The organism is Streptomyces sp. NPDC051677 (assembly GCF_044453465.1).
Taxonomy (GTDB): Bacteria; Actinomycetota; Actinomycetes; order Streptomycetales; family Streptomycetaceae; genus Streptomyces.
The window spans coordinates 373,266-394,082 of the sequence record NZ_JBITCT010000001.1 but is presented as its reverse complement, the minus strand read 5'-3'; the positions used below and the strand labels follow the sequence as shown (position 1 = coordinate 394,082).

20 protein-coding genes and 1 pseudogene are annotated in these 20,817 nt (G+C 72.0%); 9 read left to right on the top strand and 12 right to left on the bottom strand.

Going from position 1 to position 20,817, the window contains the following annotated elements; all coding sequences use genetic code 11:
* Window positions 1–88 precede the first annotated feature (88 nt).
* On the bottom strand, window positions 89–661 hold the full coding sequence (locus ACIBAF_RS01765) for a Fic/DOC family protein (protein ID WP_399461094.1): 573 nt from the start codon (window positions 659–661) through the stop codon (window positions 89–91).
* A complete protein-coding gene (locus ACIBAF_RS01760; RefSeq protein WP_334580671.1) occupies window positions 658–1,008 on the bottom strand; it encodes a type II toxin-antitoxin system Phd/YefM family antitoxin in 351 nt (116 codons plus the stop codon). The genes ACIBAF_RS01765 and ACIBAF_RS01760 overlap by 4 nt, the downstream gene beginning before the upstream one ends.
* A 104-nt stretch (window positions 1,009–1,112) precedes the next feature.
* Between ACIBAF_RS01760 and ACIBAF_RS01755 the strand changes: the two are divergent.
* Window positions 1,113–1,325: pseudogene (locus tag ACIBAF_RS01755) on the top strand (helix-turn-helix domain-containing protein); the annotation flags it as partial.
* Window positions 1,326–1,406: 81 nt separating this feature from the next.
* Here ACIBAF_RS01755 and ACIBAF_RS01750 read toward each other — a convergent pair.
* The gene (locus ACIBAF_RS01750) at window positions 1,407–2,378 is read right to left on the bottom strand and encodes a hypothetical protein (protein ID WP_399461093.1); all 972 of its coding nucleotides are present in this window, start codon (window positions 2,376–2,378) and stop codon (window positions 1,407–1,409) included.
* A gap of 184 nt (window positions 2,379–2,562) precedes the next feature.
* A complete protein-coding gene (locus ACIBAF_RS01745; protein ID WP_399461092.1) occupies window positions 2,563–3,996 on the bottom strand; it encodes an amino acid permease in 1,434 nt (477 codons plus the stop codon).
* Between the two features lie 137 nt (window positions 3,997–4,133).
* Between ACIBAF_RS01745 and ACIBAF_RS01740 the strand changes: the two genes are divergently transcribed.
* The gene (locus tag ACIBAF_RS01740; protein ID WP_399461091.1) at window positions 4,134–4,832 is read left to right on the top strand and encodes a FadR/GntR family transcriptional regulator; all 699 of its coding nucleotides are present in this window, start codon (window positions 4,134–4,136) and stop codon (window positions 4,830–4,832) included.
* 25 nt (window positions 4,833–4,857) lie between these two features.
* Window positions 4,858–6,327, top strand: a complete 1,470-nt coding sequence (locus ACIBAF_RS01735; RefSeq protein WP_399461090.1) for an APC family permease — start codon at window positions 4,858–4,860, stop codon at window positions 6,325–6,327.
* Window positions 6,328–6,357: 30 nt separating this feature from the next.
* Here the strand turns inward: ACIBAF_RS01735 and ACIBAF_RS01730 are convergent, their stop codons facing one another.
* Complete coding sequence (locus ACIBAF_RS01730) at window positions 6,358–6,807, bottom strand: hypothetical protein (protein WP_399461089.1); 450 nt, start codon at window positions 6,805–6,807, stop codon at window positions 6,358–6,360.
* Between the two features lie 128 nt (window positions 6,808–6,935).
* Window positions 6,936–7,481 carry a DoxX family membrane protein gene (locus ACIBAF_RS01725; protein ID WP_319677331.1) on the bottom strand — a complete coding sequence of 182 codons (546 nt, stop codon included), beginning with the start codon at window positions 7,479–7,481 and terminating at the stop codon, window positions 6,936–6,938.
* Between the two features lie 213 nt (window positions 7,482–7,694).
* Here ACIBAF_RS01725 and ACIBAF_RS01720 point away from each other — a divergent pair, with 213 nt between their 5' ends.
* Window positions 7,695–8,021, top strand: a complete 327-nt coding sequence (locus ACIBAF_RS01720) for a nuclear transport factor 2 family protein (protein ID WP_399461088.1) — start codon at window positions 7,695–7,697, stop codon at window positions 8,019–8,021.
* Window positions 8,022–8,026: 5 nt separating this feature from the next.
* Here ACIBAF_RS01720 and ACIBAF_RS01715 read toward each other — a convergent pair whose 3' ends face one another.
* Together ACIBAF_RS01715 and ACIBAF_RS01710 are read right to left on the bottom strand one after the other, a co-directional pair.
* Window positions 8,027–8,719: an ABC transporter ATP-binding protein gene (locus ACIBAF_RS01715; protein ID WP_399461087.1), complete on the bottom strand. Its 693-nt coding sequence runs from the start codon at window positions 8,717–8,719 to the stop codon at window positions 8,027–8,029.
* A gap of 47 nt (window positions 8,720–8,766) precedes the next feature.
* Window positions 8,767–10,251: an ABC transporter permease gene (locus ACIBAF_RS01710; protein WP_399461086.1), complete on the bottom strand. Its 1,485-nt coding sequence runs from the start codon at window positions 10,249–10,251 to the stop codon at window positions 8,767–8,769.
* Window positions 10,252–10,577: 326 nt separating this feature from the next.
* On the opposite strand from ACIBAF_RS01710, the gene ACIBAF_RS01705 reads away from it, so the two are divergent.
* On the top strand, window positions 10,578–11,708 hold the full coding sequence (locus ACIBAF_RS01705; protein WP_399461085.1) for a D-alanyl-D-alanine carboxypeptidase family protein: 1,131 nt from the start codon (window positions 10,578–10,580) through the stop codon (window positions 11,706–11,708).
* 225 nt (window positions 11,709–11,933) lie between these two features.
* Here the strand turns inward: ACIBAF_RS01705 and ACIBAF_RS01700 are convergent, their stop codons facing one another.
* On the bottom strand, window positions 11,934–12,716 hold the full coding sequence (locus ACIBAF_RS01700; RefSeq protein ID WP_399461084.1) for an SDR family oxidoreductase: 783 nt from the start codon (window positions 12,714–12,716) through the stop codon (window positions 11,934–11,936).
* Window positions 12,717–12,909: 193 nt separating this feature from the next.
* On the opposite strand from ACIBAF_RS01700, the gene ACIBAF_RS01695 reads away from it, so the two are divergent.
* Window positions 12,910–14,550, top strand: a complete 1,641-nt coding sequence (locus ACIBAF_RS01695; RefSeq protein ID WP_399461083.1) for an alkaline phosphatase D family protein — start codon at window positions 12,910–12,912, stop codon at window positions 14,548–14,550.
* 15 nt (window positions 14,551–14,565) lie between these two features.
* On the opposite strand, the gene ACIBAF_RS01690 is transcribed toward ACIBAF_RS01695, so the two are convergent.
* From ACIBAF_RS01690 to ACIBAF_RS01680, 3 genes are all read right to left on the bottom strand, one after another.
* Complete coding sequence (locus ACIBAF_RS01690; protein WP_399461082.1) at window positions 14,566–15,552, bottom strand: small ribosomal subunit Rsm22 family protein; 987 nt, start codon at window positions 15,550–15,552, stop codon at window positions 14,566–14,568.
* Window positions 15,553–15,746: 194 nt separating this feature from the next.
* Window positions 15,747–16,856 (bottom strand): serine hydrolase domain-containing protein, encoded by a 1,110-nt coding sequence (locus ACIBAF_RS01685; protein ID WP_399461331.1) that lies wholly within the window; start codon window positions 16,854–16,856, stop codon window positions 15,747–15,749.
* A gap of 11 nt (window positions 16,857–16,867) precedes the next feature.
* Complete coding sequence (locus ACIBAF_RS01680; RefSeq protein WP_399461081.1) at window positions 16,868–18,184, bottom strand: multidrug effflux MFS transporter; 1,317 nt, start codon at window positions 18,182–18,184, stop codon at window positions 16,868–16,870.
* 86 nt (window positions 18,185–18,270) lie between these two features.
* Between ACIBAF_RS01680 and ACIBAF_RS01675 the strand changes: the two genes are divergently transcribed.
* The 3 genes from ACIBAF_RS01675 to ACIBAF_RS01665 all read left to right on the top strand — a co-directional run bounded on the left by ACIBAF_RS01675 (window position 18,271) and on the right by ACIBAF_RS01665 (window position 20,813).
* The gene (locus ACIBAF_RS01675; protein ID WP_399461080.1) at window positions 18,271–19,272 is read left to right on the top strand and encodes a Gfo/Idh/MocA family protein; all 1,002 of its coding nucleotides are present in this window, start codon (window positions 18,271–18,273) and stop codon (window positions 19,270–19,272) included.
* A gap of 73 nt (window positions 19,273–19,345) precedes the next feature.
* The gene (locus ACIBAF_RS01670) at window positions 19,346–19,978 is read left to right on the top strand and encodes a TetR/AcrR family transcriptional regulator (protein WP_399461079.1); all 633 of its coding nucleotides are present in this window, start codon (window positions 19,346–19,348) and stop codon (window positions 19,976–19,978) included.
* Between the two features lie 103 nt (window positions 19,979–20,081).
* Complete coding sequence (locus tag ACIBAF_RS01665; RefSeq protein ID WP_399461330.1) at window positions 20,082–20,813, top strand: bifunctional DNA primase/polymerase; 732 nt, start codon at window positions 20,082–20,084, stop codon at window positions 20,811–20,813.
* The last annotated feature ends 4 nt before the right edge of the window (window positions 20,814–20,817 follow it).

The following is a 20,817-nucleotide window of genomic DNA, read 5'->3' as shown; positions in this document are numbered from 1 at the left end:
GGGTCAGGGAACAGGCGCACTCCATTTCGGCATGTCTGACACGCGCCAGGCAGCAGGCGCCGCGCCTGCCGGCCGGGAGACGGCGGCGTCACCCCGTGGTGGTGATGAGCTCGTCGAGTACCTGCTCCAACAGGCTGTTGTCGTCGAGGAAGCTCTTCACCGACGCGTCCTCGTTGCGCTGAGGGTCCATGCCCGACCAGTTCAGGTCGTGTCCCGCGTCGCCGCCGAGCTGGGCCAGGAACGCCCGCTGGGCACGGCCGTTGCCCTCGCGGAACGGGTGGAGGACGTTCATGTCGCCGTACAGCTCGGCCAGTCGGATGACGAATTCCTGTCGGGGGAGACCCCGCAGATTGCCGGAGGAGGCGAGGCGGCCGAAGACCTCTCCGGCGTAGGGCACCAGGTTTCTCGCCGGGCAGAACGGTGTGCGCTTGGCGATGTTCACGGTGCGTAACTCGCCTGCCCAGGGATAGATGTCGCCGAAGATCGTGGCGTGGAACGCCTGGAGGTGGCCGAGGTCGTACGTGCCGGGTAGCGGGCGTTCGGCGAGCATGACGAGGCGCGCCCGGGTGATGTCGGCTTCCGCTGCCGTGAGCAGCTGGTGGTCGGTGATGCCGAGCTTGTTGCGGAGCACGCCGTTGGGCATGGCGTACGGATCGTTCACCCTGCCCGCCGCTCCGAAGTCTGTCGGTGGCGTGCGATCGCGCGGGCGACCAGCGTGTCCGCGTCGAGGTCGCCCTTCACGTACGCCTCGGTGTCGCGGTCGGAGGCCTCGGAGGCGTGGAGCCCCTCGGCCTCGATGGAGCCGGTGGCCGAGGCGACGGCCGCACGTCGTGCCGCTCGGCCGCTCAGCGCTTCGAATGCCTCGACGGACAGCAGGACGCCCTGGGGCTTGCGATGGGCGCCGATCAGGACCGGGTCGGCATCCGCGCCGGACTCCGACAGGTCGGTCAGAATCCGCGACAGTCTCGCGCGGGCGTCGCTGACGGTCACGACCTCGGGGATCTCCATGCTCACCGTACCCATATAGAGTCTTGATTCTGTACAGATTCTAGTACGGATTTCGGCGGGGTGTCGTCGTTCCCGCGCGCGTTCGCGCCCCGGCGCGCCGCCGCATCCCGGAGGGAGCGGCATGCCCTCATCGACGCGTCATCACCGGCCGCAGTCAGGAACCCCGTCAGTGGTTCGCCGAGGAGCTGCGGACCCTGCGGGCCGGAAGCGGGACGAGTCTGCGGGCGCTCGGTGAACGGCGGGGCTGGGACTGGTCGTTGTCCGGATGGATGGAGAAGGGCGAGACGCTGGGCAGCCCGGAGGTCGTCCAGGCGCTCGTGTTCCCGGCTCCTGGCTGGGCCTCCTTCGTCTCGGCGATCAGAGGCGGGCGGTTGGGCGGCTGAACAGACGTTGTCTGCTCAGCCTCGGTCACCCTGACGGTCGCCCGCCATCGCCCGGGCCTGCCAGTAGTGGAAGGTCCTGGCCGCATCCGGGACGAGGTCCCAAGGGTGGCTGGTCATGTGCCGCCCGATGCGCCGGAACACCGGGGTCGCGTCCTCCGTCCGTTTCATCCGGGTCAGGGCGTACGCGAGTAGGTTGAGATCCACGAGCGCCTCGGCGTGCGGCTGGGTGTCCGTGTGGAACCACCTGGTCAGCGCGGCGTTCGCCTCTACGGCCGCTTGCGGCTCGTGCCAGTGGCCGTCGGCTGTGAAGGAGCCGGGGGAGTCGGTCGACGTCCGGTGGGCGACGAGCTCGACCCGGGCCGCGAGGGGGAGTAGGGCCACCGGGGATCCGTGAGGCGCCTCGCTCGTGCAGCGGCCCGCGAAGTCGATCATCTGCATGAGCGTTCCATGGCCGCGTGGGGACAGGTGGCGCAGCAGTTGGTGGTAGGCGGCCCGGTTCCACGGGTCTCGGGTGACCGCCTCGGTCCACACCGGGACGGCCGCGTGGGCCGGGGATCCGCACGAGTACATCAGCCGCAGCATGGCCAGCCAGGGAGTGGGGTCCTCCGTGGCGGCCTCCGCCGCCCGCCCGCAGTCGTCCCACGCATCCCACGCGTCGTCCGACCAGCCCGTCCCCTCCTTCACCTGGGCGACCCGTGTGCACGCCCGTACGACCAGGGCGTCGGGGTCCCGTGGGCGGTCCTTGACCCAGCGGTCCGTGACGACCGGTGGCAGGGCGTGTGCCAGTACGGAGATCCGGTGCACCCGGCGGTCCCAGTCGCGGCCGGTGGCCCGCAGCAGTTCGGCCGCGGGCGTCCACTGCGGGCGCGTCGCCCCGGCCCCGAGGCCGTGCAGCTGCTGCGAGGGGCGCAACTCGGTGAGGGTTCGGCGTAGTCGGCGGTCGTCGAGCTCGGGGCCGGTGAGCACGGGTGGTCGGCGTCGCAGCATGGCAGTCCGGGGAGGGGAGGGGCGGAGCTCCGTCTGCGCAAGAGTTGCCCGTGCACGCCGTGTGGTTGACAGCGCCGTGTGGTTCACAGCGGGTTTCCTGCGCGCGCCTGCGCGCCTGCCCGCAGTCTCCCCGTGGGACGGTCCGGACCGTCGTCGTCGGTCCGGACCCTCCCGGCCGGAGTGGTCAGGACGTGGTGGTGCTGTCCTGTGTCGTCTTGTTCCTGCCCGTCAGGCGTTCGCGGACCAGCGCGAAGGCCACCACGCCGGCGGCCGCCAGGGTGGACAGGACCACCTGGTCGCGGCCGCCGCCGTCGGCCGTGTCGGTCAGCATGTAGCCCAGGACGAACGTGATGAGGGCGATGGTCGCCCAGGTCAGGTAGGGGTAGAGCCACATCCGGACGACCAGCTTCTCCGGCGACTCCCGCTGGATGATCTTGCGCATCCGCAGCTGGGAGAAGCAGATCACCAGCCACACGAACAGGGCGATCGCGCCGGAGGCGTTGAGCAGGAACTGGAAGACCGTGTCGGGCCAGAGGTAGTTGAAGGCGACCGCGACGAAGCCGAAGACGACCGAGGCGAGGATGGCCGCGCGGGGGACGCCGCGGTTCGTGGTCTGGCCGAAGGCGGCGGGGGCGTCGTTGCGGCGGCCGAGCGAGAAGGCCATCCGCGAGGCGGTGTAGAGGCCGGAGTTGAGGCAGGACAGCACCGACGTCAGCACGATGGTGTTCATGATCTGCGCGGCGTGCGGGATGCCGATGGAGCTCAGGGCGGCGACGTACGAGCCGTCCTTGAGGATCGCGGGGTCGTCCCAGCGCAGCAGGGAGACCACGACCAGGATCGAGCCCAGGTAGAACACCGCGATCCGCCAGATCACGCTGTTGGTCGCCTTGGTGACGGCGGCCCGCGGGTCGGCGGTCTCGCCCGCCGCCAGGGTGACGATCTCGCTGCCCATGAAGGAGAAGACGACCATCAGGACGCCGGTGAGGATCGCGCCGGGCCCGTTCGGCAGGAAGCCGCCGTGCGCGGTGAGGTTGGAGAAGCCGCTCGCCGGGTGGTCGGAGCCGGGCAGCAGCCCGAAGAGGGCGAGGCCGCCGATCACGATGAACGCGGCGATGGCGACGACCTTGATGCCGGCGAACCAGAACTCGAACTCGCCGTAGGAGCTGACCGAGGCGAGGTTGGTGGCGGTGAGCACGATCATGACGATCAGGGCCCAGCCCCACTGGGGGACGGCCGGGATCCAGCCCGCGAGGATCTTGGCGCCGGCGGTCGCCTCGACGGCGAGCACCACGACCCAGAAGAACCAGTACAGCCAGCCGATGGTGAAGCCGGCCCAGCGGCCGAGCGCGCGGTCCGCGTAGGCGGAGAAGGAGCCGGAGGTGGGGTTGGCCGCGGCCATCTCGCCGAGCATGCGCATCACGAGGACGACGAGGACGCCGACGAGCGCGTACGAGACGAGGATGCCGGGGCCGGCGGCGGCGATGCCGGAGCCGGAGCCGACGAACAGGCCGGCGCCGATGACACCGCCGATCGCGATCATCGACAGGTGGCGGTTCTTGAGTCCGGCCTGCAGGCCGCCGGACTCGGTGGGAGCGGATTTGGGGAGGGTTGTGGTCATCTCGACATCCATGGAGGGAGGGCGGACCAGGGGTGCCTGGAAATTAGTTCAGTACGATCGAAAAGAACAAGACTTGTTTAACTGTTCACCTTGCTCTATTTTTCAGGCACCCGTCAGCACCCGGTTAAGGTGGCGCCGTGGTGAATGCAGCGGGCAAGTTCGGCCCCTACAGCGGCTGGGACACACGCGTCCTGGCCGGTCGGGGCCCCACGGGAGCGGAGCTCGTCCGGTCCCGGATCGCCCTGCGGGTGCGTCTGAGGTCCGTGTCGCCGGGAGACCGGCTGCCGGACGCGGGCGTCCTCGCCGAGGAGCTCGGCATCAGTGAGATCACCGTGCGCCGCGCGCTGGAGGCCATGTGCCAGGACGGCCTGCTCGACCGCCGCCGGGGCCGGGCCGGCGGGACCTTCGTCGCGGCGGACTGGGACACGGTCGTCGCCGTGATGCACGACGACGACGAGGCGGCCGCACTGGACGCCTTCCATCTGCTGCTCGAGTGCGGGCTCGTGGCGCACACCGCGGGCGAGGTCCCCGACGGCCGGCTGGACGGGCTGCGGGCGCTGATCGAGGAGATGGACCTGGCCGACGACCCCGCACGACTGCTCGAACTGGAGACCCGCTTCCACCTCGACCTCGCGGAGGCGCTCGGCGGCGCCGGGATCCGCGAGTTCGCCGCCGACCTGCTCGGCCGGCAGTGCCTGCTGCGGCCCGCGCCGGACCCCGCGGTCGTCCACGCCCGCAACCGCTGCCACGCCGACCTGCTCGACGAACTCACCCGTGGCGCCATGGACCGGGCGGTACGAGCGGTGAAGGCCCACCGGCACGCCGGCCCGAGCTGACCCGCGTCCAGAAGGAGTTGTCGCCATGCCTGACCCCCGACCTGTCGGACCGTCGTCGACGTCGGGCCCCGCCGGCGGCACGCCCCAACGGCTGCGTGGCGGCGTCCTCGGCATGGCGGACATCGCCGCCGCCACGATGGCCAACGTCGGCCCGGCCATGAGCTTCTTCTTCGGCTTCGCCTTCCTGGCCACCACCGCGGGCGTCGCGTCCCCGCTGACCATCGTGGCGGCGGGGGTGGCGGTCGCGCTGTTCGGCAACACGCTGGCCGAGTTCTCCCGGGCGCACCCCTCGGCGGGCAGCTTCACCACCTTCGTGGGCAAGACCTTCGGGCCGGTCAGCGCGGTGACGACGGCTCTGCTCGCCGGACTGGGCTACATCATCGCGATGGCCTCCGTCATCGCGATCTCCGGCGGGTTCATGCAGATCACCCTGCACCACTACACCGGCGTCGACCTGCCGTGGATCATCTGGACGCTGCTGCTGACCGGGCTGTCGGTGGTGCTGATGCTGCGCGGGATCGTGGTGTCCACCAAGTGGGCCGGCTACTTCTTCGGCGTGGAGATGCTCGTACTGGTCGTGGTCTCGGTCGCGGCGATCGTCGAGCACCGGGGCGACCTCTCCGCGGCCCCGTTCCTGCCCTCCCACCTCACCCACGGCGTCAAGGGCCTCGCGGCGGGCTTCCCGCTGGCGGTGTACCTGTTCATCGGCTGGGAGAACTCGGCGGCACTGGCCGAGGAGACCGAGAACCCGCGGCGCAACGTCGGCCGCGCCGTCTTCTCCTCCGTCGCGATCATGACGGTGAGCTACATCCTCTTCTCCTACGCCACCGTGACCGGCTTCGGCTACGACGTCCAGCGGCTCGGCGACTCCCGGATCCCCTTCATCGACGTCGCCCAGCACACCCTCGGGGCGCTGGCGATCCTCGCCTACGTCGGCGGCCTCACCTCCACCCTCGGCGTCCTGATCGCGGGCATCAACTCCCAGGCGAGGCTGGTGTTCAACGCCGGACGCGAGGGCCTGCTCCCGTCCTTCTTCGGGTACGTCCACCCCACCCGCCGTACGCCGAACAACGCGATCGTCACCTTCGCGGCCACCGCCCTGCTGATCATCGCGGGCTGGGGGCTGGGGCATGTGCTCGGGAGCGGCGGCCAGATGAACCCGGTGGTCTTCTTCGCCGAGTCCTCGAGTCTGGGCGCCATCCTGATCCTGCTGGTCTACCTCGCGTCCAACATCGCGCTGCCGCTGTACTACCGCAGATACCGTCCGCAGGAGTTCAAGACCGTACGGCACCTGGTGCTGCCCGCGGTCGGCGCCCTCGCCGTCCTGATCCCCCTCTACTACCTCGCCAAGCCCGGACAGCCCGCCCCGTACAACTGGTTCCCGTACGCGGCTCTGGCCACCCTCCTCGCCGCCGTCTGCTACGCGACCCTCCTGGTCCGCCGCGACCCGGGCCTGGCCGAACGCGTCGGGTCGGTCGTCGCCGACGCGGAGTGAACACGGCCGCCGGACAGGGTTCGCCTCGCGTCATGCGGGTCCCTCCCCGGTGCTCCCCGACGACCGCTCCGCCACCCGTCCCAGATGCCGCGCGAACACCGCCTCCGGCTCCGGCGTGAGCGTCCGCAGCGCCACCAACGCCGTGATGACGACGTCGCACAGCTCACCCTGGACGTCCTCCCAGGTGTGGCTGACGCCCTTGCGGGGGTTCTGGCCGGTTGCGCCGATGACCGCCTGGGCGACCTCGCCGACCTCCTCCGACAGCTTCAGCATGCGAAGCAGCAGACCCTCGCGGCCGTCGTGCGCCCGGTTGGCTTCCAGCCAGGTCCACAAGGCGTCGACGGTGGGCCAGAGGTCGGCGGGGGTGGCAGAGGAGGTGGGGGAGGTGGGGGAGGCGGGGGAGGCGGGGGAGGTGGGGGAGGCGGGGGAGGTGGGGGAGGTGGGGGCGGTGGATGTGGGCTGCTGGTTCTCGATGCTCATGGGGCGCAGCCTGTCAGCTCACCTCGGCAACCGGCGACCCTCCTCGCATCACCCCGGCAACCGGCGACCCTCCTCGCATCACCCCGGCAGCCGGTGACTGCTCCTCGCTTCACCCCGGCAGCCGGTGACTACTCCTCGAACAGGGCTTCCTGCTCGCCCTGCTCGCGTCGCCGTAGCCGTTGGCTGCGCAGGCCGATGATCACCGCGGTGGCCGCCGCGGTCGCGCCGAGGGCCGCGGGGACCATCCAGCCGCGGTCGACCAGGTGGCCGAGGGCGTGGTCGAGGGAGAGACGGCCGGGGCCTGCGACGGCGAGGCCTGCGGCGGCCAGGCCCAGCGAGGCCGCGTGCTCGTAGCCGCCGCTCGCCGCGAAGAAGCCGTTGGGGGCGTGCACGGCGGACGCGCCCGCCATCGCGCCGGCCGCCGCCGCGCCCGCCGCCGGGGTGGCCAGGCCCAGGGCGAGGAGCGTGCCGCCGCCCGCCTCCGCCAGGCCCGCCGCCGTCGCACTCGCCTTGCCCGGCTCGTAGCCGACGGACTCCATGAACTGGCCGGTGCCTTCCAGGCCGTGGCCGCCGAACCAGCCGAACAGTTTCTGCGTGCCGTGGGCCGCCAGCACTCCGCCGGTGCCCAGCCGGAGCAGCAGCAGTCCCAGATCACGGCGGTCGTAACAGGTCACGGTGACTCCCTGGGGCAGAGGCAAGAGCAGCGGTCGACAGTGGGCGACGAGAGAAACAGCCCCCTCCGCGTTTCCACCGTCGCACCCTTCACACCCGTCCGGCCCGTCCTGGACGCCGTTCGAGTGGCGCCGTTCGGGTGGCGGCGGTCGGGTGGCGGCCGAGTGGCGGCGGTCGGGTGGCGGCGGGCGGACGGCGGTGTGAGTGTGGCCGGCATGACGATTCAGACCGCCAAACTCAGCGACCCGGCCGTCCGCGCCTTCGTCAGCGCCGTCAACGCCCATGACGAGGAGGCCTTCCGGGGCCTTCTCACTCCCGACGCGACCATGTCGGACGACGGCTCCGACCGTGACCTCGTCCAGTGGATCGACCGGGAGATCTTCTCCTCGCACGGCCACATGGACGTCACGAAGGAGATGGCCGGCGGTCGGGCGCTGATCGCCGACTACCGCAACGACACCTGGGGCGAGATGCGCACCAGGTGGAGCTTCACGGTCGAGGACGACGGGCGGATCTCCCGGTTCGAGACCGGTCAGGCCTAGCTTCATCAGGAGGAGCGGGCCGCCGCCTGTTCCGTCAGCGTGATCCGGCCTGCGTCGATGGTCGCCAGGCGTGGGGCGCGGCGGGCGATCGACGAGTCGTGGGTGACCATGATGAACGTCAGCCCGTACTCGTGCCACAGGCCCTCCAGCAGGCCCATGATGTCGTCGCGGGTGCCCTCGTCGAGGTTGCCGGTGGGCTCGTCGGCGAGGAGCACCTTCGGCTTCTTGACCAGCGCACGGGCGATCGCCACGCGCTGCTGCTGGCCGCCGGACAGCTCCGCGGGGGCGTGGCCGAGGCGTTCGCCGAGGCCCACCGAGCGCAGGGCCTCCGCCGCCTGCTCGCGCCGCTGCGCGGGCTTCACGCCGAGCGGCACGAGCGCCGTCTCGACGTTCTCCTGCGCGGTCAGCGTCGGGATGAGGTTGAACGACTGGAAGATGATGCCGATCTTCTCGGCGCGCAGCCGGGTCAGCTTCGCCTCACTGATGCGGGCGAGGTCGACGCCGTCCAGTTCGACGCTGCCCTCGGTGGGGCGGTCCAGGCCGCCGATCATCTGCAGCAGCGTCGACTTGCCGCCGCCTGTGGGGCCCTGGATGACGAGCTGGTCGCCGTCGGCGATCGTCAGGTCGACGCCGCGCAGCGCCTCGACCGTCTCCTTGCCGCGTGTGTAGCGCTTGGTGACGCCGGTGAGGTTGTACATGGGTGCTCCGGTTCCTCCGGTTCGGGCGTGACGTGGGTGAGGGCGGGTCAGGAGACGCTGCGCAGGGCGTCCGCCGGGCGCATCCGGGAGGCGCGCCAGCCGCCCATCGCGCCGGCGATCAGACCGCCGGCGACCGCCAGGCCCACCGCGAGCGCGATCGTGGTGACGGAGACGGGAGCGGACAGGGCGATCTCCATCGTGTTCGACGCCGACTGGCCGCCCGGGCCACCGCCGCCGGGCCCGCCGCCCATGCCGCCACCACCGCCGCCGCCGGTGTTGCCGAGTTCCGCTGTCAGCTTCGGGCTGATCGCGGTCACCGCGTACGCGGCCGCCAGGCCCAGGCCGATGCCGAGGGCGCCGCCGAGCAGGCCGTTGACCATGGACTCGCCGACGACCTGCCGGGTCACCCGGCGGCTCGGCCAGCCGAGCGCCTTCAGCGTGCCGAACTCCCGCACCCGGCGGGACACGGCCGAGGAGGTGAGCAGCGCGGCCACAAGGAACGCGGCGACGAGCACCGCGATCGACAGCCACTTGCCGACACTGGTCGCCAGGTCGGAGGCGGTGGACAGGGAGCCGGAGACCGTCTCGGCCAGGTCGGCGGAGGTCGTCACCGTCGTACCGGAGATGTTCTTCTGGATCGTCGCCTTGACGGCGTCGATCTGCTTCGAGTCGGTCGCCTTGACGTAGATCGTGGTGACCTGGTCCGCCGCGTCGGCGAGGGTCTGCGCCTGCTTCAGCGGCAGGTAGACGTCCGTGGCGGAGTCGCTGCTGTCGGGCGTCGCGATGCCGATGACCTTGTACTTCGTGCCGGAGACGGTCAGGGTCGAGCCGACCTTGTACGCGTTCTCCTTGGCGTACGACTTGCTGACGACCGCGACCTTGGCGTTGCTCTGCGCCGAGGTGAACGTCACGCCCGAGGTGATCTTCGAGCTCGCGAGCGGGCCGAGGTCCTGGTCGGTGACGTCGACGCCGGCCACGGAGTACGAGTTGACGTCGAACGAGGCCCCGCCGCCCTGCACCTGGGGCGCCGCGGTCGATCCGCCGCCGCTCCCGCCGGGACCGCCGCCCTGGCCGCTGTTTCCGCTGTTTCCGCCGGTCGAGCTCTGTGCCTTGCCCTGGGTGAAGGAACCGTCGACCTTGGTGACGTTCAGGGTGAGGGCGCCGACCGCCGTCGCCACCCCCTTCTGCTGGGCGACCTGCGCGACGAGGGAGGACTTCAGGGCCTGACCTCCCTGGGTCATCACCCGGTCCGAGCTCTGCTGCGTGTCGTCGTCGTCCTCGCCCTTGGCGTCGAACTCGAATCTCGGGCCGCCGGAACTGGTGCCTGTGGGCGCTGTGCGGGCCTTGGTGACGGTCATGTCGGTGCCGAGGCCGTACAGCGACTGCAGGACCTTGTCCTGAGCCTGTGTCATGCCGGCCGACACCGAGTTGACGGTGATGACCAGCGCGATTCCGAGCGCCAGACCCAGTGCGATGACCAGGGCCGCCTTCTTGCGCCGACCCAGTTCGCGCTTGAGATAGATGCCAAACATCCCGTTCCTCAGAGGTACTTGGCGCCCGCTGTGGGCGCGGCCTCAAAGTAGGGAGGAACCTTTGAGCGGAACTGAGTAAAGGGTGTGTAAGGACTGAGAATGCGGGGTGCCGGATCAGAATTCCTTGAGACAGCTGACTCCTAGGCTGTGGAGGGGGTTTTCCCAGGTAGCAGGGGTTGAGTGGCGATTTCCGGTGGTACGCAATTCCCTTGTACGGTCCCGCAGTGCACGCATTCTCGCGCCCGTCCCCGTCCCGGCGTCTGTCTCCGCGGCTGTCTCCGCGTCCGTCCCCGGCACCGTTTTCGAGTCTGTCCCGGCGTTCTCTGTTGGCGTTCGCCGCCGCCGCGCCGCTGGGCGCACCGCTGACCTCGCCGACGAGCGGTCCGCCGCTCGCCGACGGCGTCCGGGTCGACGGGGGCAGCGCCCTGCCGGAGAAGCTGACCGCTCGGGCCTGGCTGCTCGCGGACCACGACAGCGGCGAGGTGCTCGCCTCCTACCGCGCGCATCTGCGGCTCGCGCCCGCCTCCACCCTGAAGATGCTGTTCGCGGACACCCTGCTCGGCAGGTTCGAGCGCACCGAGCGGTACACCGTGACCGACGCGGATCTGGCCGGCATCCCGTCCGGGTCCAGCCTCGTCGGCGTCGAGGCCGGGGTCACGTACACCGTCGAGCAGTTGTGGCAGGGCGTCTTCCTGCGCTCGGGGAACGATGCCGTGCAGGTGCTGGCCCGGATGAACGGCGGAGTCGCGAAGACGGTCGCCGAGATGCAGGCGAGGGCGGCCGACCTCCAGGCGCTGGACACCCATGTCGTCAGTCCCGACGGCTACGACCACGAGGGCCAGCTGTCCTCCGCCCACGACCTCGCGCTGTTCGCCCGGCACGGGCTGAAGAACGCCGACTTCCGCGCCTACTGCGGCACGCGGAGCGCCCGTTTCCCGGCCGGCGGCGGCAGGACGTCTCTCATCGAGAACACCGACCGGCTGCTGTCGGGCACGTACGGGGTGACGCCGTACCCGGGGCTGATCGGCGTCAAGAACGGTTACACAAGCAGCGCCGGCAACACGTTCGCAGGCGCCGCGACCCGCGCCGGGCGCACCCTCGTCGTCACCGTGCTGCATCCCCGCAGCGGTCACAACGCCGTCTACGAGGAGACGGCCGCGCTGCTCGACTGGGGCTTCGCGCAAGGGAGTTCGGCACGAGCGGTGGGGACGCTGGCGGAGGCGTTGAGCGAGGGCGGGACGCGGGTGTCGTCCTCCGGCGAGGTCCCGCATGCGGGGGCACGGGGCTCCTCGGCGGACGGCGGAGCGGGCGGCCCGGGCGGCTGGGGCGTGCTCGGCGGCGCCGCGGGAGTGGTGGCGCTGGCGGCGGGCGGGGCGTACGCGCTGCGCAGGCGCCGCGCCCGTCGCGCCCGTGAGGCGCCGTCTGCGGAGACTTGTGCGCAGGCTTCCGAGAAGTGATGGTGCGGCAGCCGTCCCACGGCCCCGGTGCGTACCTCGCGGTCCCAGCGAGGCCCACCCCCACGCGGGGACGTGGGACGGCTGCCCTTCCCCCCTCGGTATGGCTTACGGTCGCTCCTTGCGGAACTTTCGTGCCCCAAGTGTGAATTTCTTGTGCAGGAGAGTTGAGCATATCTCCGCGACCGGCCGCAATGGGGCGGACATCCAAATTCCGTTTGTGAGCAGTCAGCCCCGGCCCACATACGGCATCGCCGTCGCCAGTACCGTCGCGAACTGCACGTTCGCCTCCAGCGGCAGCTCCGCCATGTGCCGCACCGTGCGTGCCACGTCCAGGACGTCCATCACCGGTTCCGGCGCGACCTCGCCGTTGGCCTGCAACGCACCCGTCTGCATCCGCGCCGTCATGTCGGTCGCGGCGTTGCCGATGTCGATCTGGCCGACCGCGATGTCGTACGCCCGCCCGTCCAGGGAGAGGGACTTCGTCAGGCCGGTGAGGGCGTGCTTGGTCGCCGTGTAGGGCGCCGAGTGCGGGCGGGGCGTGTGCGCGGAGACGGAGCCGTTGTTGATGATGCGTCCGCCTCGCGGGTGCTGCTCCTTCATCTGCCGGTACGCGCCCTGCGCGCACAGGAACGCCCCGTTGAGGTTGGTGTCGACGACGTGCCGCCAGGCGTCGTACGGAAGGTCCTCGAAGGGCACGCCGCCCGGCCCGAACGTGCCCGCGTTGTTGAACAGCAGGTCCAGCCGCCCGAACCGCTTGCGCACGGCGGCGAAGAGGGCCGTCACGTCGTCAGGGCGTGAGACGTCCGTCCGTACGACGAGACTGGCGCCCTCGGGCGCCAGCGCGGCCGTCGCCTCCAGGGTCTCGGTGCGCCGGCCCGCCAGCGTCACCGACCAGCCCGCGCGCAGCAGTTCCACGGCCACCGCGCGCCCGATGCCGGAACCGGCGCCCGTGACGACCGCGATCTTCCCCTCGAAGGCTGCTCGTTCAGCACTTTCCTTGGCGTTCATGGGGCCGCAGCGTACGACAGCCCGCGCCCCCGCCCGCCCCGCACCGCCGCCTGTGTCCGCGCCCTCGGATCCGGCATGCGGAACTCATGCGTCCGCCATCCGACTGTTGTGTACGTGCCAATCCGATGACTCCCGTGGGTCGTCCCCGGCCACTCCAATGCCTGGTGCAGCCATTTTCCAGGGGAGGACCGGAATGACACCCGCAGCACGCCAGTCCCCGCACACCCCCGAACTCCGCGCCACCGCACGTCACTTGGGCCGCCGTCGCTTCCTCACCGGCGCCGCGGCCGCCGCCGCGCTCGCTTTCACGGTGAACCTGCCCGCCGCCGGCGCCGCGGCGGCCGCCGAACTCGACCCCGCGCGGCTCACCGCCGACCCCTTCACCCTCGGCGTCGCCTCCGGCGACCCGCTGCCCGGCTCGGTCCTGCTGTGGACCCGCCTCGCACCCGCCCCGTACCAGGCGGACGGCGGACTGCCCGCCCGGCGCGTCACCGTCCGCTGGGAGCTGTCCCGTGACGCGGCCTTCCGCCGGACCGTGCGGCGCGGCGCCACGCTCGCCCACCCGGAGTTCGGCCACAGCGTGCACGTCCAGGTCGACGGCCTCGACCCCGACCGCCAGTACTACTACCGCTTCAAGGCGGGCGCCTGGATCAGCCGCACCGGCCGCACCCGCACCGCCCCCGCCCCCGGCGCCGAGGCCGCCGCCCTCACCCTCGGCGTGGTCTCCTGCCAGCGGTACGACCAGGGTTACTACACCGCGTACAAGCACCTTGCCGAGGACGACGTGGACGTCGTCCTGCACCTCGGCGACTACCTCTACGAGTACGCCGTCAGCGGGGTCGGCGGCGCCCGCGCCTACCCGGCCGGGACCGTGCCCGCCGTCTACGGCCACGAGATGGTGACGCTGGACGACTACCGCCTCAAGTACGCGCTGTACAAGTCCGACCCCGACCTGCTGGCCGCACACGCCGCCCACCCGTTCGTCGTCACCTGGGACGACCACGAGACCGAGAACAACTACGCGGGCTCGGTCTCGGAGAACGACGACCCGCCCGAGGAGTTCCTCATCCGCCGGGCCGCCGCCTACCGCGCCTACTGGGAGAACCAGCCGCTGCGCCGCCCCCAGCTCCCCGACGGCCCCGACCTCAGGCTCTACCGCCGCCTGCACTGGGGCCGGCTCGCGCAGTTCGACGTCCTCGACACCCGCCAGTACCGCTCCGACCAGGCCTACGGCGACGGCTGGCAGGTCCCCGGACCCGAGTCCGAGAACCCGGCCCGCACCCTCACCGGCGACGCCCAGGAGCGGTGGCTGCTCGACGGCTGGCGACGCTCGCACGCCCTGTGGAACGTGGTCCCGCAGCAGGTCACCTTCGCCCAGCGGCACAACTCCACCGCCTCGCCCTCCCAGGTCTCCATGGACTCCTGGGACGGCTACCCGGCCTCCCGGACCCGGATCCTGGCCGGCGCGCAGACCGCCGGCGTCGAGAACCTGATGGTCCTCACCGGCGACGTCCACGTGCACTACGGCTTCGACATCAAGCGGGACTTCGCCGACCAGACGTCCAAGACGCTCGGCACCGAGATCGTCACCTCGTCGATCTCCAGCGGCGGCAACGGCTCGGCGAAGCCCGCCAACTGGGCTGCCCTCATGGCCGCCAACCCGCACCTGAAGTTCTACAACGGCCTGCGCGGCTACGCGACCGTCTCCCTCGGCCGCGACCTCGCCCGCGCCGACTTCAAGACCGTCCCGTACGTCACCCGGCAGGGCGCCCCGCTGACCACGGCCGCGTCCTTCGTCACCGAGGTCGGCGACCAGGGCCTCAAGCCGGCGTGAGCCGCTGAAACAGCCCTACCGGACCGGCGGCCAGGCGTCGCCCCAGTCCGCGTCACGGGCCGCCCGGTACAGCTCGCCGTGTTTCTTCGTCACCGTCGTACGGCTCAGCTGCTCCTCGGCCTCGCACAGGTCGAGGAGCACCTGGCCCTTGCGGATCTGCGGTCGCCGGACCACCCGGGCGGGGGCGGGCGACACGGGGAAGCGGGCGGCCGCGACGTAGCTGAACTTCTCGTCCTCGTAGGGCAGCGAGCCGCCCTTGACCTGCCGGTGCAGGGAGGAGCGGCTGACCCGCGCCGAGAAGTGGCACCAGTCCGTGCCGGGAACGATCGGGCAGGCCGCGCTGTGCGGGCAGGGCGCGGCGACGTGGAAACCGGCGCCGATCAGCCGGTCACGGGCCTCGATCATCCGGGCGTAGCCGTCCGGCGTGCCCGGCTCGACGACCACCACGGCCTGCGCGGCCGACGCGGCGGCGTCCACGAGGGCGGCACGGTCGGGCGCGGCCAGCTCGTTGAGGACGTAGGAGACGGTGACGAGGTCCGTGGGGTCCAGGGTGAGCGTCGAGCCGATGCGGGCGCGCTGCCAGCGGACGTCGCGCAGCGCCGGGTTCGCGGCGGCCACCTCGCGGCCGAGGGCCAGGGCGGGCTCGGCCCAGTCCAGGACGGTCACCGGGCGCTCGCCCTCCCAGGTCGCGTTCACCGCCCAGGTCGCCGCGCCCGTCCCGCCGCCCACGTCCACATGACTGCCCGGCGTCCACTCCGGCGCCGCCTCCGCGAACGCCTCCAGTGCCGAGCACACCGCCTCGAAGGTCGCCGGCATCCGGTACGCGGCGTAGGCGGCCACGTCCGCGCGGTCGCGCAGGATGGGCGCGTCCGTAGGGGTGGCGCCCCGGTAGTTGGCGATGAGCCGTTCGACGGCCTGCGCGGCCTGCTTGGGCGGCAGCCCGTCGAGGAGGTCTCCGAGGGCGGTACGGAGAGTTTCGGCGGCGGATACGGAGACGTTCACCTGGCGATTATGAGGCACCCGGCGTGGGTGTCGCCCTCGCTGGGGGCTGCCGCCCCCAGGCCCCCGCTTCGGCCCCGAAAGGGCCTCGTCCTCAAACTCCCCCAGAGGGGGGACCCCCAACGGGCTGACTTGCGGACTGGCTGACTTGCGGACGGGCTGGATTGCGGACGGGCTGACTTGCCGGACGGGCGGGCTTAGCGCACCGCCATCGCCATGCGCGTTCCCAGCAATGCCCGCGGGCCGCTGTCCGGGGTCCTGCGTACCGGGTGGACCGTGTTCGCCAGCAGGACCACGAACGTGTCAGTCGCCGGGTCCAGGACCAGCGATGTGCCTGTGAAGCCCGTGTGGCCCGCCGCGCCCTCGCCGGCGAGTTCCCCCATGAACCACGGCTGGTCCACCGCGAAGCCCAGCCCCGGCGGGGTCAGCAGGAGTTCCACGAAGTCGGGGCCGAGGATGCGGGCGGGGCCGTAGGAGCCGCCCGCCAGCAGGGTCCGGCAGAACACGGCCAGGTCCCGGCCGGTCGAGAACAGGCCCGCGTGACCGGCCACCCCGCCCAGCGCCCACGCGTTCTCGTCGTGCACCACGCCCCGCAGCATCCCCCGGTCCACCCTGGCCCACGGCCGCCGCTGGTCCTCGGTCGCCGCCGCACCGGGGCAGGGGCCGAAACCGGTCGACGTCATCCCCAGGGGGCGGGTGATCCCCTCGTGCACGAGGACGTCGAGCGGGCGGCCGGTCAGGCGTTCCAGGAGCTGCTGGAGCAGCAGCATGTTCAGGTCGGAGTACAGGTACGCGCCCGGTTCGCCGATCGGCGCCTCCGCCCGCAGCCGTGCCAGCCGCTCCGTGTCGTCCGCGCAGTCGTACAGCGGCAGCTCGGGGCGCAGGCCGGAGGTGTGGGTGAGGAGTTGGCGGACGGTGATGTCGTGGGCGGCGGCCGCGTGGAAGTCGGGCAGGTAGGCGCCGATCCGGGCGTCGATGCCGAGGGTGCCGCGCTCGATCTGCTGCACCGCGGCGACCGCCGTGCACAGCTTGGTGAGGGAGGCCAGGTCGAACGGGGTGTCCACGGTCATCGGGACCTGAGCCCGCGGCGGGAGCTCCACGCCCGCGTCCGCCGCCGGGTCGTACGCCGAGTACCGCACCGCCCAGCCCGCCGCCTCCTCGACGGCGATCACCGGTCCCCGCCCGGCGACCACGACGGCGCCCGCGGCCCAGGGCCGGTCGCCGGTGGTGAGGTCCACGACGTCGCGGACGAGGAGCCGCGTCTCCTCGGGGTCGAGCCCGGCCCGTTCCGGTGTGTCGACGCGCAGTTTCGGTGCGCTCAGCTCCCCGCTCCTTCCGCCCCTGTGTCAGTCCAGGGACGGCACATAACCACGAAGCAGGCCAGGGCCACCACCGCGGCGGCCAACTGGACGACGGCCATCGGGACGGCCGTGTGCTCGCCGGCGATCCCGACGAGCGGCGAGGCGACCGCGCCGATGAGGAAGGACGACGTGCCGAGGAGCGCGGAGGCGGAACCGGCGGAGTGCCGCACGCGCAGCAGGGCGAGCGTCTGGGCGTTGGGCAGGGTCACGCCCATCGCGGACATCAGCACGAACAGCGCGGCGGCCACCGGAGCCAGCCCGACCTGCCCGAACACGCCCGTCGTCAGCAGCAGCAGCACGGCGGCGGCCAGCGCGACCACCGTCAGCCCGGCGGCCAGCACCCGGTCCAGCCGGACCCGGCCCACCAGCACCTTGCCGTTGATCTGCCCGACGACCACCAGTCCGACCGAGTTCACGGCGAACAGCAGACCGAACGTCTGCGTCGAGGCGCCGTAGATCTCCTGGACCACGAACGGGGACGCCGAGATGTACGCGAACAGCGCGGCGAAGGCGAAGCCGCCCGTGAGCATGTAGCCGGTGAACTGCAGGTCGGACAGGAGCCGGCGCATCGAGCGCAGGGCCTCGCCGACGCCGCCCGCATGCCGGTCGGCGGTGTCCAGGGTCTCCGGGAGCCTCGTCCACACCACCCCCGCCAGCAGCAGCCCCACCGCCGTCAGGAGCACGAACACGCCCCGCCAGTCCGTCGCCCGCAGGATCTGCGCGCCGATCAGCGGCGCCACCACCGGGGCGACCCCGGAGATCAGCATCAGGGTGGAGAAGAACCGGGCCATCGCCACGCCGTCGTACAGGTCGCGTACGACGGCCCGCGCGATCACGATCCCCGCCGCGCCCGCGAGTCCCTGGAGCAGCCGGAACGCGACCAGCATCTCGACGGTCGGGGCCACGGCGCACAGGGCGGTGGCCACCACGTAGACGGCGAGTCCGGCGAGCAGCGGGCGTCTGCGCCCCCACCGGTCGCTCATCGGGCCGACCACGAGCTGCCCCAGCGCCATCCCGGCCAGGCACGCGGTCAGCGTGAGCTGCACGGTCGCCGCGGGCGCGTGCAGGGAACGGGTGACCTCCGGCAGGGCCGGAAGGTACATGTCCATCGACAGCGGGGGAGTGGCGGTCAGACCGCCCAGGACGAGCGTGACGAGCAGCCCGGCCCGACGGCGCGCGCGCAGCGGCGCCGTGTCCGTGCCGCTGCCCTTCTCGGTGCTCCTGCTCGCGACGGCCGCCCGCGACGCCTCCGGTATCGCCCCACCCTCCGGCATACGGCCGCCCCTCCCTCTCCGACATCTCCGCCACCTATGCTCTCAGCTCGAACGGACTGCTGGGACGGCACAAGGGCGGGCGGGGTATGACGACGGACACGGTGCGGTGGGGAATCCTGGCGACCGGCGGGATAGCGGGCGCCTTCACGGCGGACCTGATCGACCTGCCCGACGCGGAGGTCGTCGCGGTCGCCTCGCGCACCGAGGCCTCCGCGAAGGCGTTCGCCGAACGGTTCGGCATACCCCGCGCCTACGGCGACTGGTCCCTGCTCGCCGTCGACGAGGACATCGACGTCGTCTACGTCGCCACCCCGCACGCCGCGCACCGCGCCGCCGCGGGCCTCTGTCTGGAGGCCGGACGCAACGTCCTGTGCGAGAAGGCGTTCACGCTGAACGTCCGCGAGGCCGAGGAACTCGTCGCGCTGGCCCGCGACAACGGGCGTTTCCTGATGGAAGCCATGTGGATGTACTGCAACCCGGTCATCCGCCGGCTCAAGGCCCTCGTCGACGACGGCGCGATCGGCGAAGTCCGCACCGTGCAGGCCGACTTCGGACTCGAAGGCCCCTTCCCGCCCTCGCACCGGCTGCGCGACCCCGCCCAGGGCGGCGGCGCCCTCCTCGACCTCGGCGTCTACCCGGTCTCCTTCGCCCAGCTCCTGCTCGGCGAACCGTCGGGCATCGCCGCCCAGTCCGTCCTGTCCGCCGAGGGCGTCGACCTGCAGACCGTGCTCGCGCTGTCCTGGGACTCCGGCGCGCTCGCCGCCCTGCACTGCTCCGTCACCGGCGGCACCGGCACCACCGCCTCCGTGACCGGCTCCCGCGGCCGCATCGACATCCCGGCCGGCTTCTTCCACCCCGACCGCCTCGTCCTGCACCGCGCCGGCCGCGACCCCGAGGAGTTCGTCGCCGACCCGGCCGACGGCCCCCGCACGACGTTCCGCCACGAGGCCCGCGAGGTCATGCGCGCCCTGCGGGCCGGAGAGACGGAGTCCCCCCTCGTCCCCCTCGACGGCAGCCTCGCCGTCATGCGCACCCTGGACGCCGTCCGGGAACGGATCGGCGTGCGCTACCCGGGAGAGAACGCCTAAGGGCCGTCCCTCAGGACCCGGCGCCCGCCGAGGCCCCGCTCCCGCTCGGTGGGGTCGGCGGTACCGTCGGTTCATGGTCACCCAGTCCGGAAAGCCGGTCCCCGACACCACCCGCCGCAGCGAGCGGTCCCGGCGTGCCATCTACGACGCGGCCCTCGCCCTCGTCGTGGAGGTCGGCTACCCGAAGACCACGATCGAGGGCATCGCCGCCCGCGCGGGCGTCGGCAAGCAGACCATCTACCGGTGGTGGGGGTCGAAGGCCGACGTCCTGCTGGAGGCGTTCCTCGACCTCAGCGAACAGGCGGCGCGGGACGCGGGCGCAGCGGAGCACGAGCCGTACGTCATCCCCGACACCGGCGATCTCGCCGCGGACCTCAAGGGCGTCCTGCGGGCCACCGTCGACCAGTTGACGGACCCCAGGTTCGAGGCGCCCTCCCGGGCGCTGGCCGCCGAGGGCGTGGTCAACGCGGCGGTCGGCCGCGAGTTCACGGCCAAGCTCCTGGAGCCGTCCCTCCAGCTGTACGTCGACCGGCTGCGCTCCGCGCAGGAGGCCGGGCAGGTCCGCGCCGACCTCGACCCGCGCATCGCCCTGGAGTTCTTCGTCTCCCCGCTCGCCCAACGCTGGCTGCAGCACACCGGCCCGATCACCTACGAGTACACCGACACCCTCGTCGACTACGCCCTGCACGGCCTCGCGCCGCGATGACCCGGTGCGTCCCACCTGCCCCGATACACGACTCCGCACCCCCGATGCGCAGGATGGCGGGGGCATGAGGCATGCTGTCCGCACCAGCGAGGCGAGGGGACAGATGAGCGCGGAGTTCGACGGCCGGACCGGTTTGTGGGGCAAACTCTCTCGTCGGCTGCGCGGAAGCGGCCCGACCGAGGCCGCCGACGAAGGCGGCCGTGAGGCCCTGCTGCTCGCCGCCGCCGAAGCGGGACTTCCCCTCGCGCCCGCCGCCCACCCGGCCCCCGGCTACGGATGCTCCTGTGACCGGGTCGGCTGCCCGACCCCCGCCCGGCATCCGGTGTCCTTCGCCTGGCAGACGCAGTCCACCACCGACCGCGCCCAGATCGAGCGTTGGGCCCGCCACCAGCCGCAGGCCAACTTCATCACCGCCACCGGCATGACGCACGACGTCCTCGACGTGCCCCTGGAGGCGGGCGCGCAGGCCCTTCAGCGGCTGCTCGCCTCCGGCACGGAGGTCGGCCCGGTCGCCGAGAGCGACGACGGCCGCATGCTCTTCTTCACCCTCACCCGCGGCACCCCCGAGGACGAGGACGAGTGGTGGCCCTGCGAGCTGGACTGCCGCCCCGAGACCATGGACGAACACCCCGGCCTGCGCTGGCACTGCCGGGGCTCCTACGTCCTCGTGCCCCCCGCCCGTCTCACCGGCGACGACGCCCGCTCGGTCCACTGGCTGCGCGGCCCCGAGCACCCTCTCCCCGACCCCCTGACCCTCCTGGAAGCCCTGACGGACGCCTGCGCAAGGCACGCAGGCCAGGACGATCCGACGGCGGCTTGGCCGACTCGTCTTTAGGGCG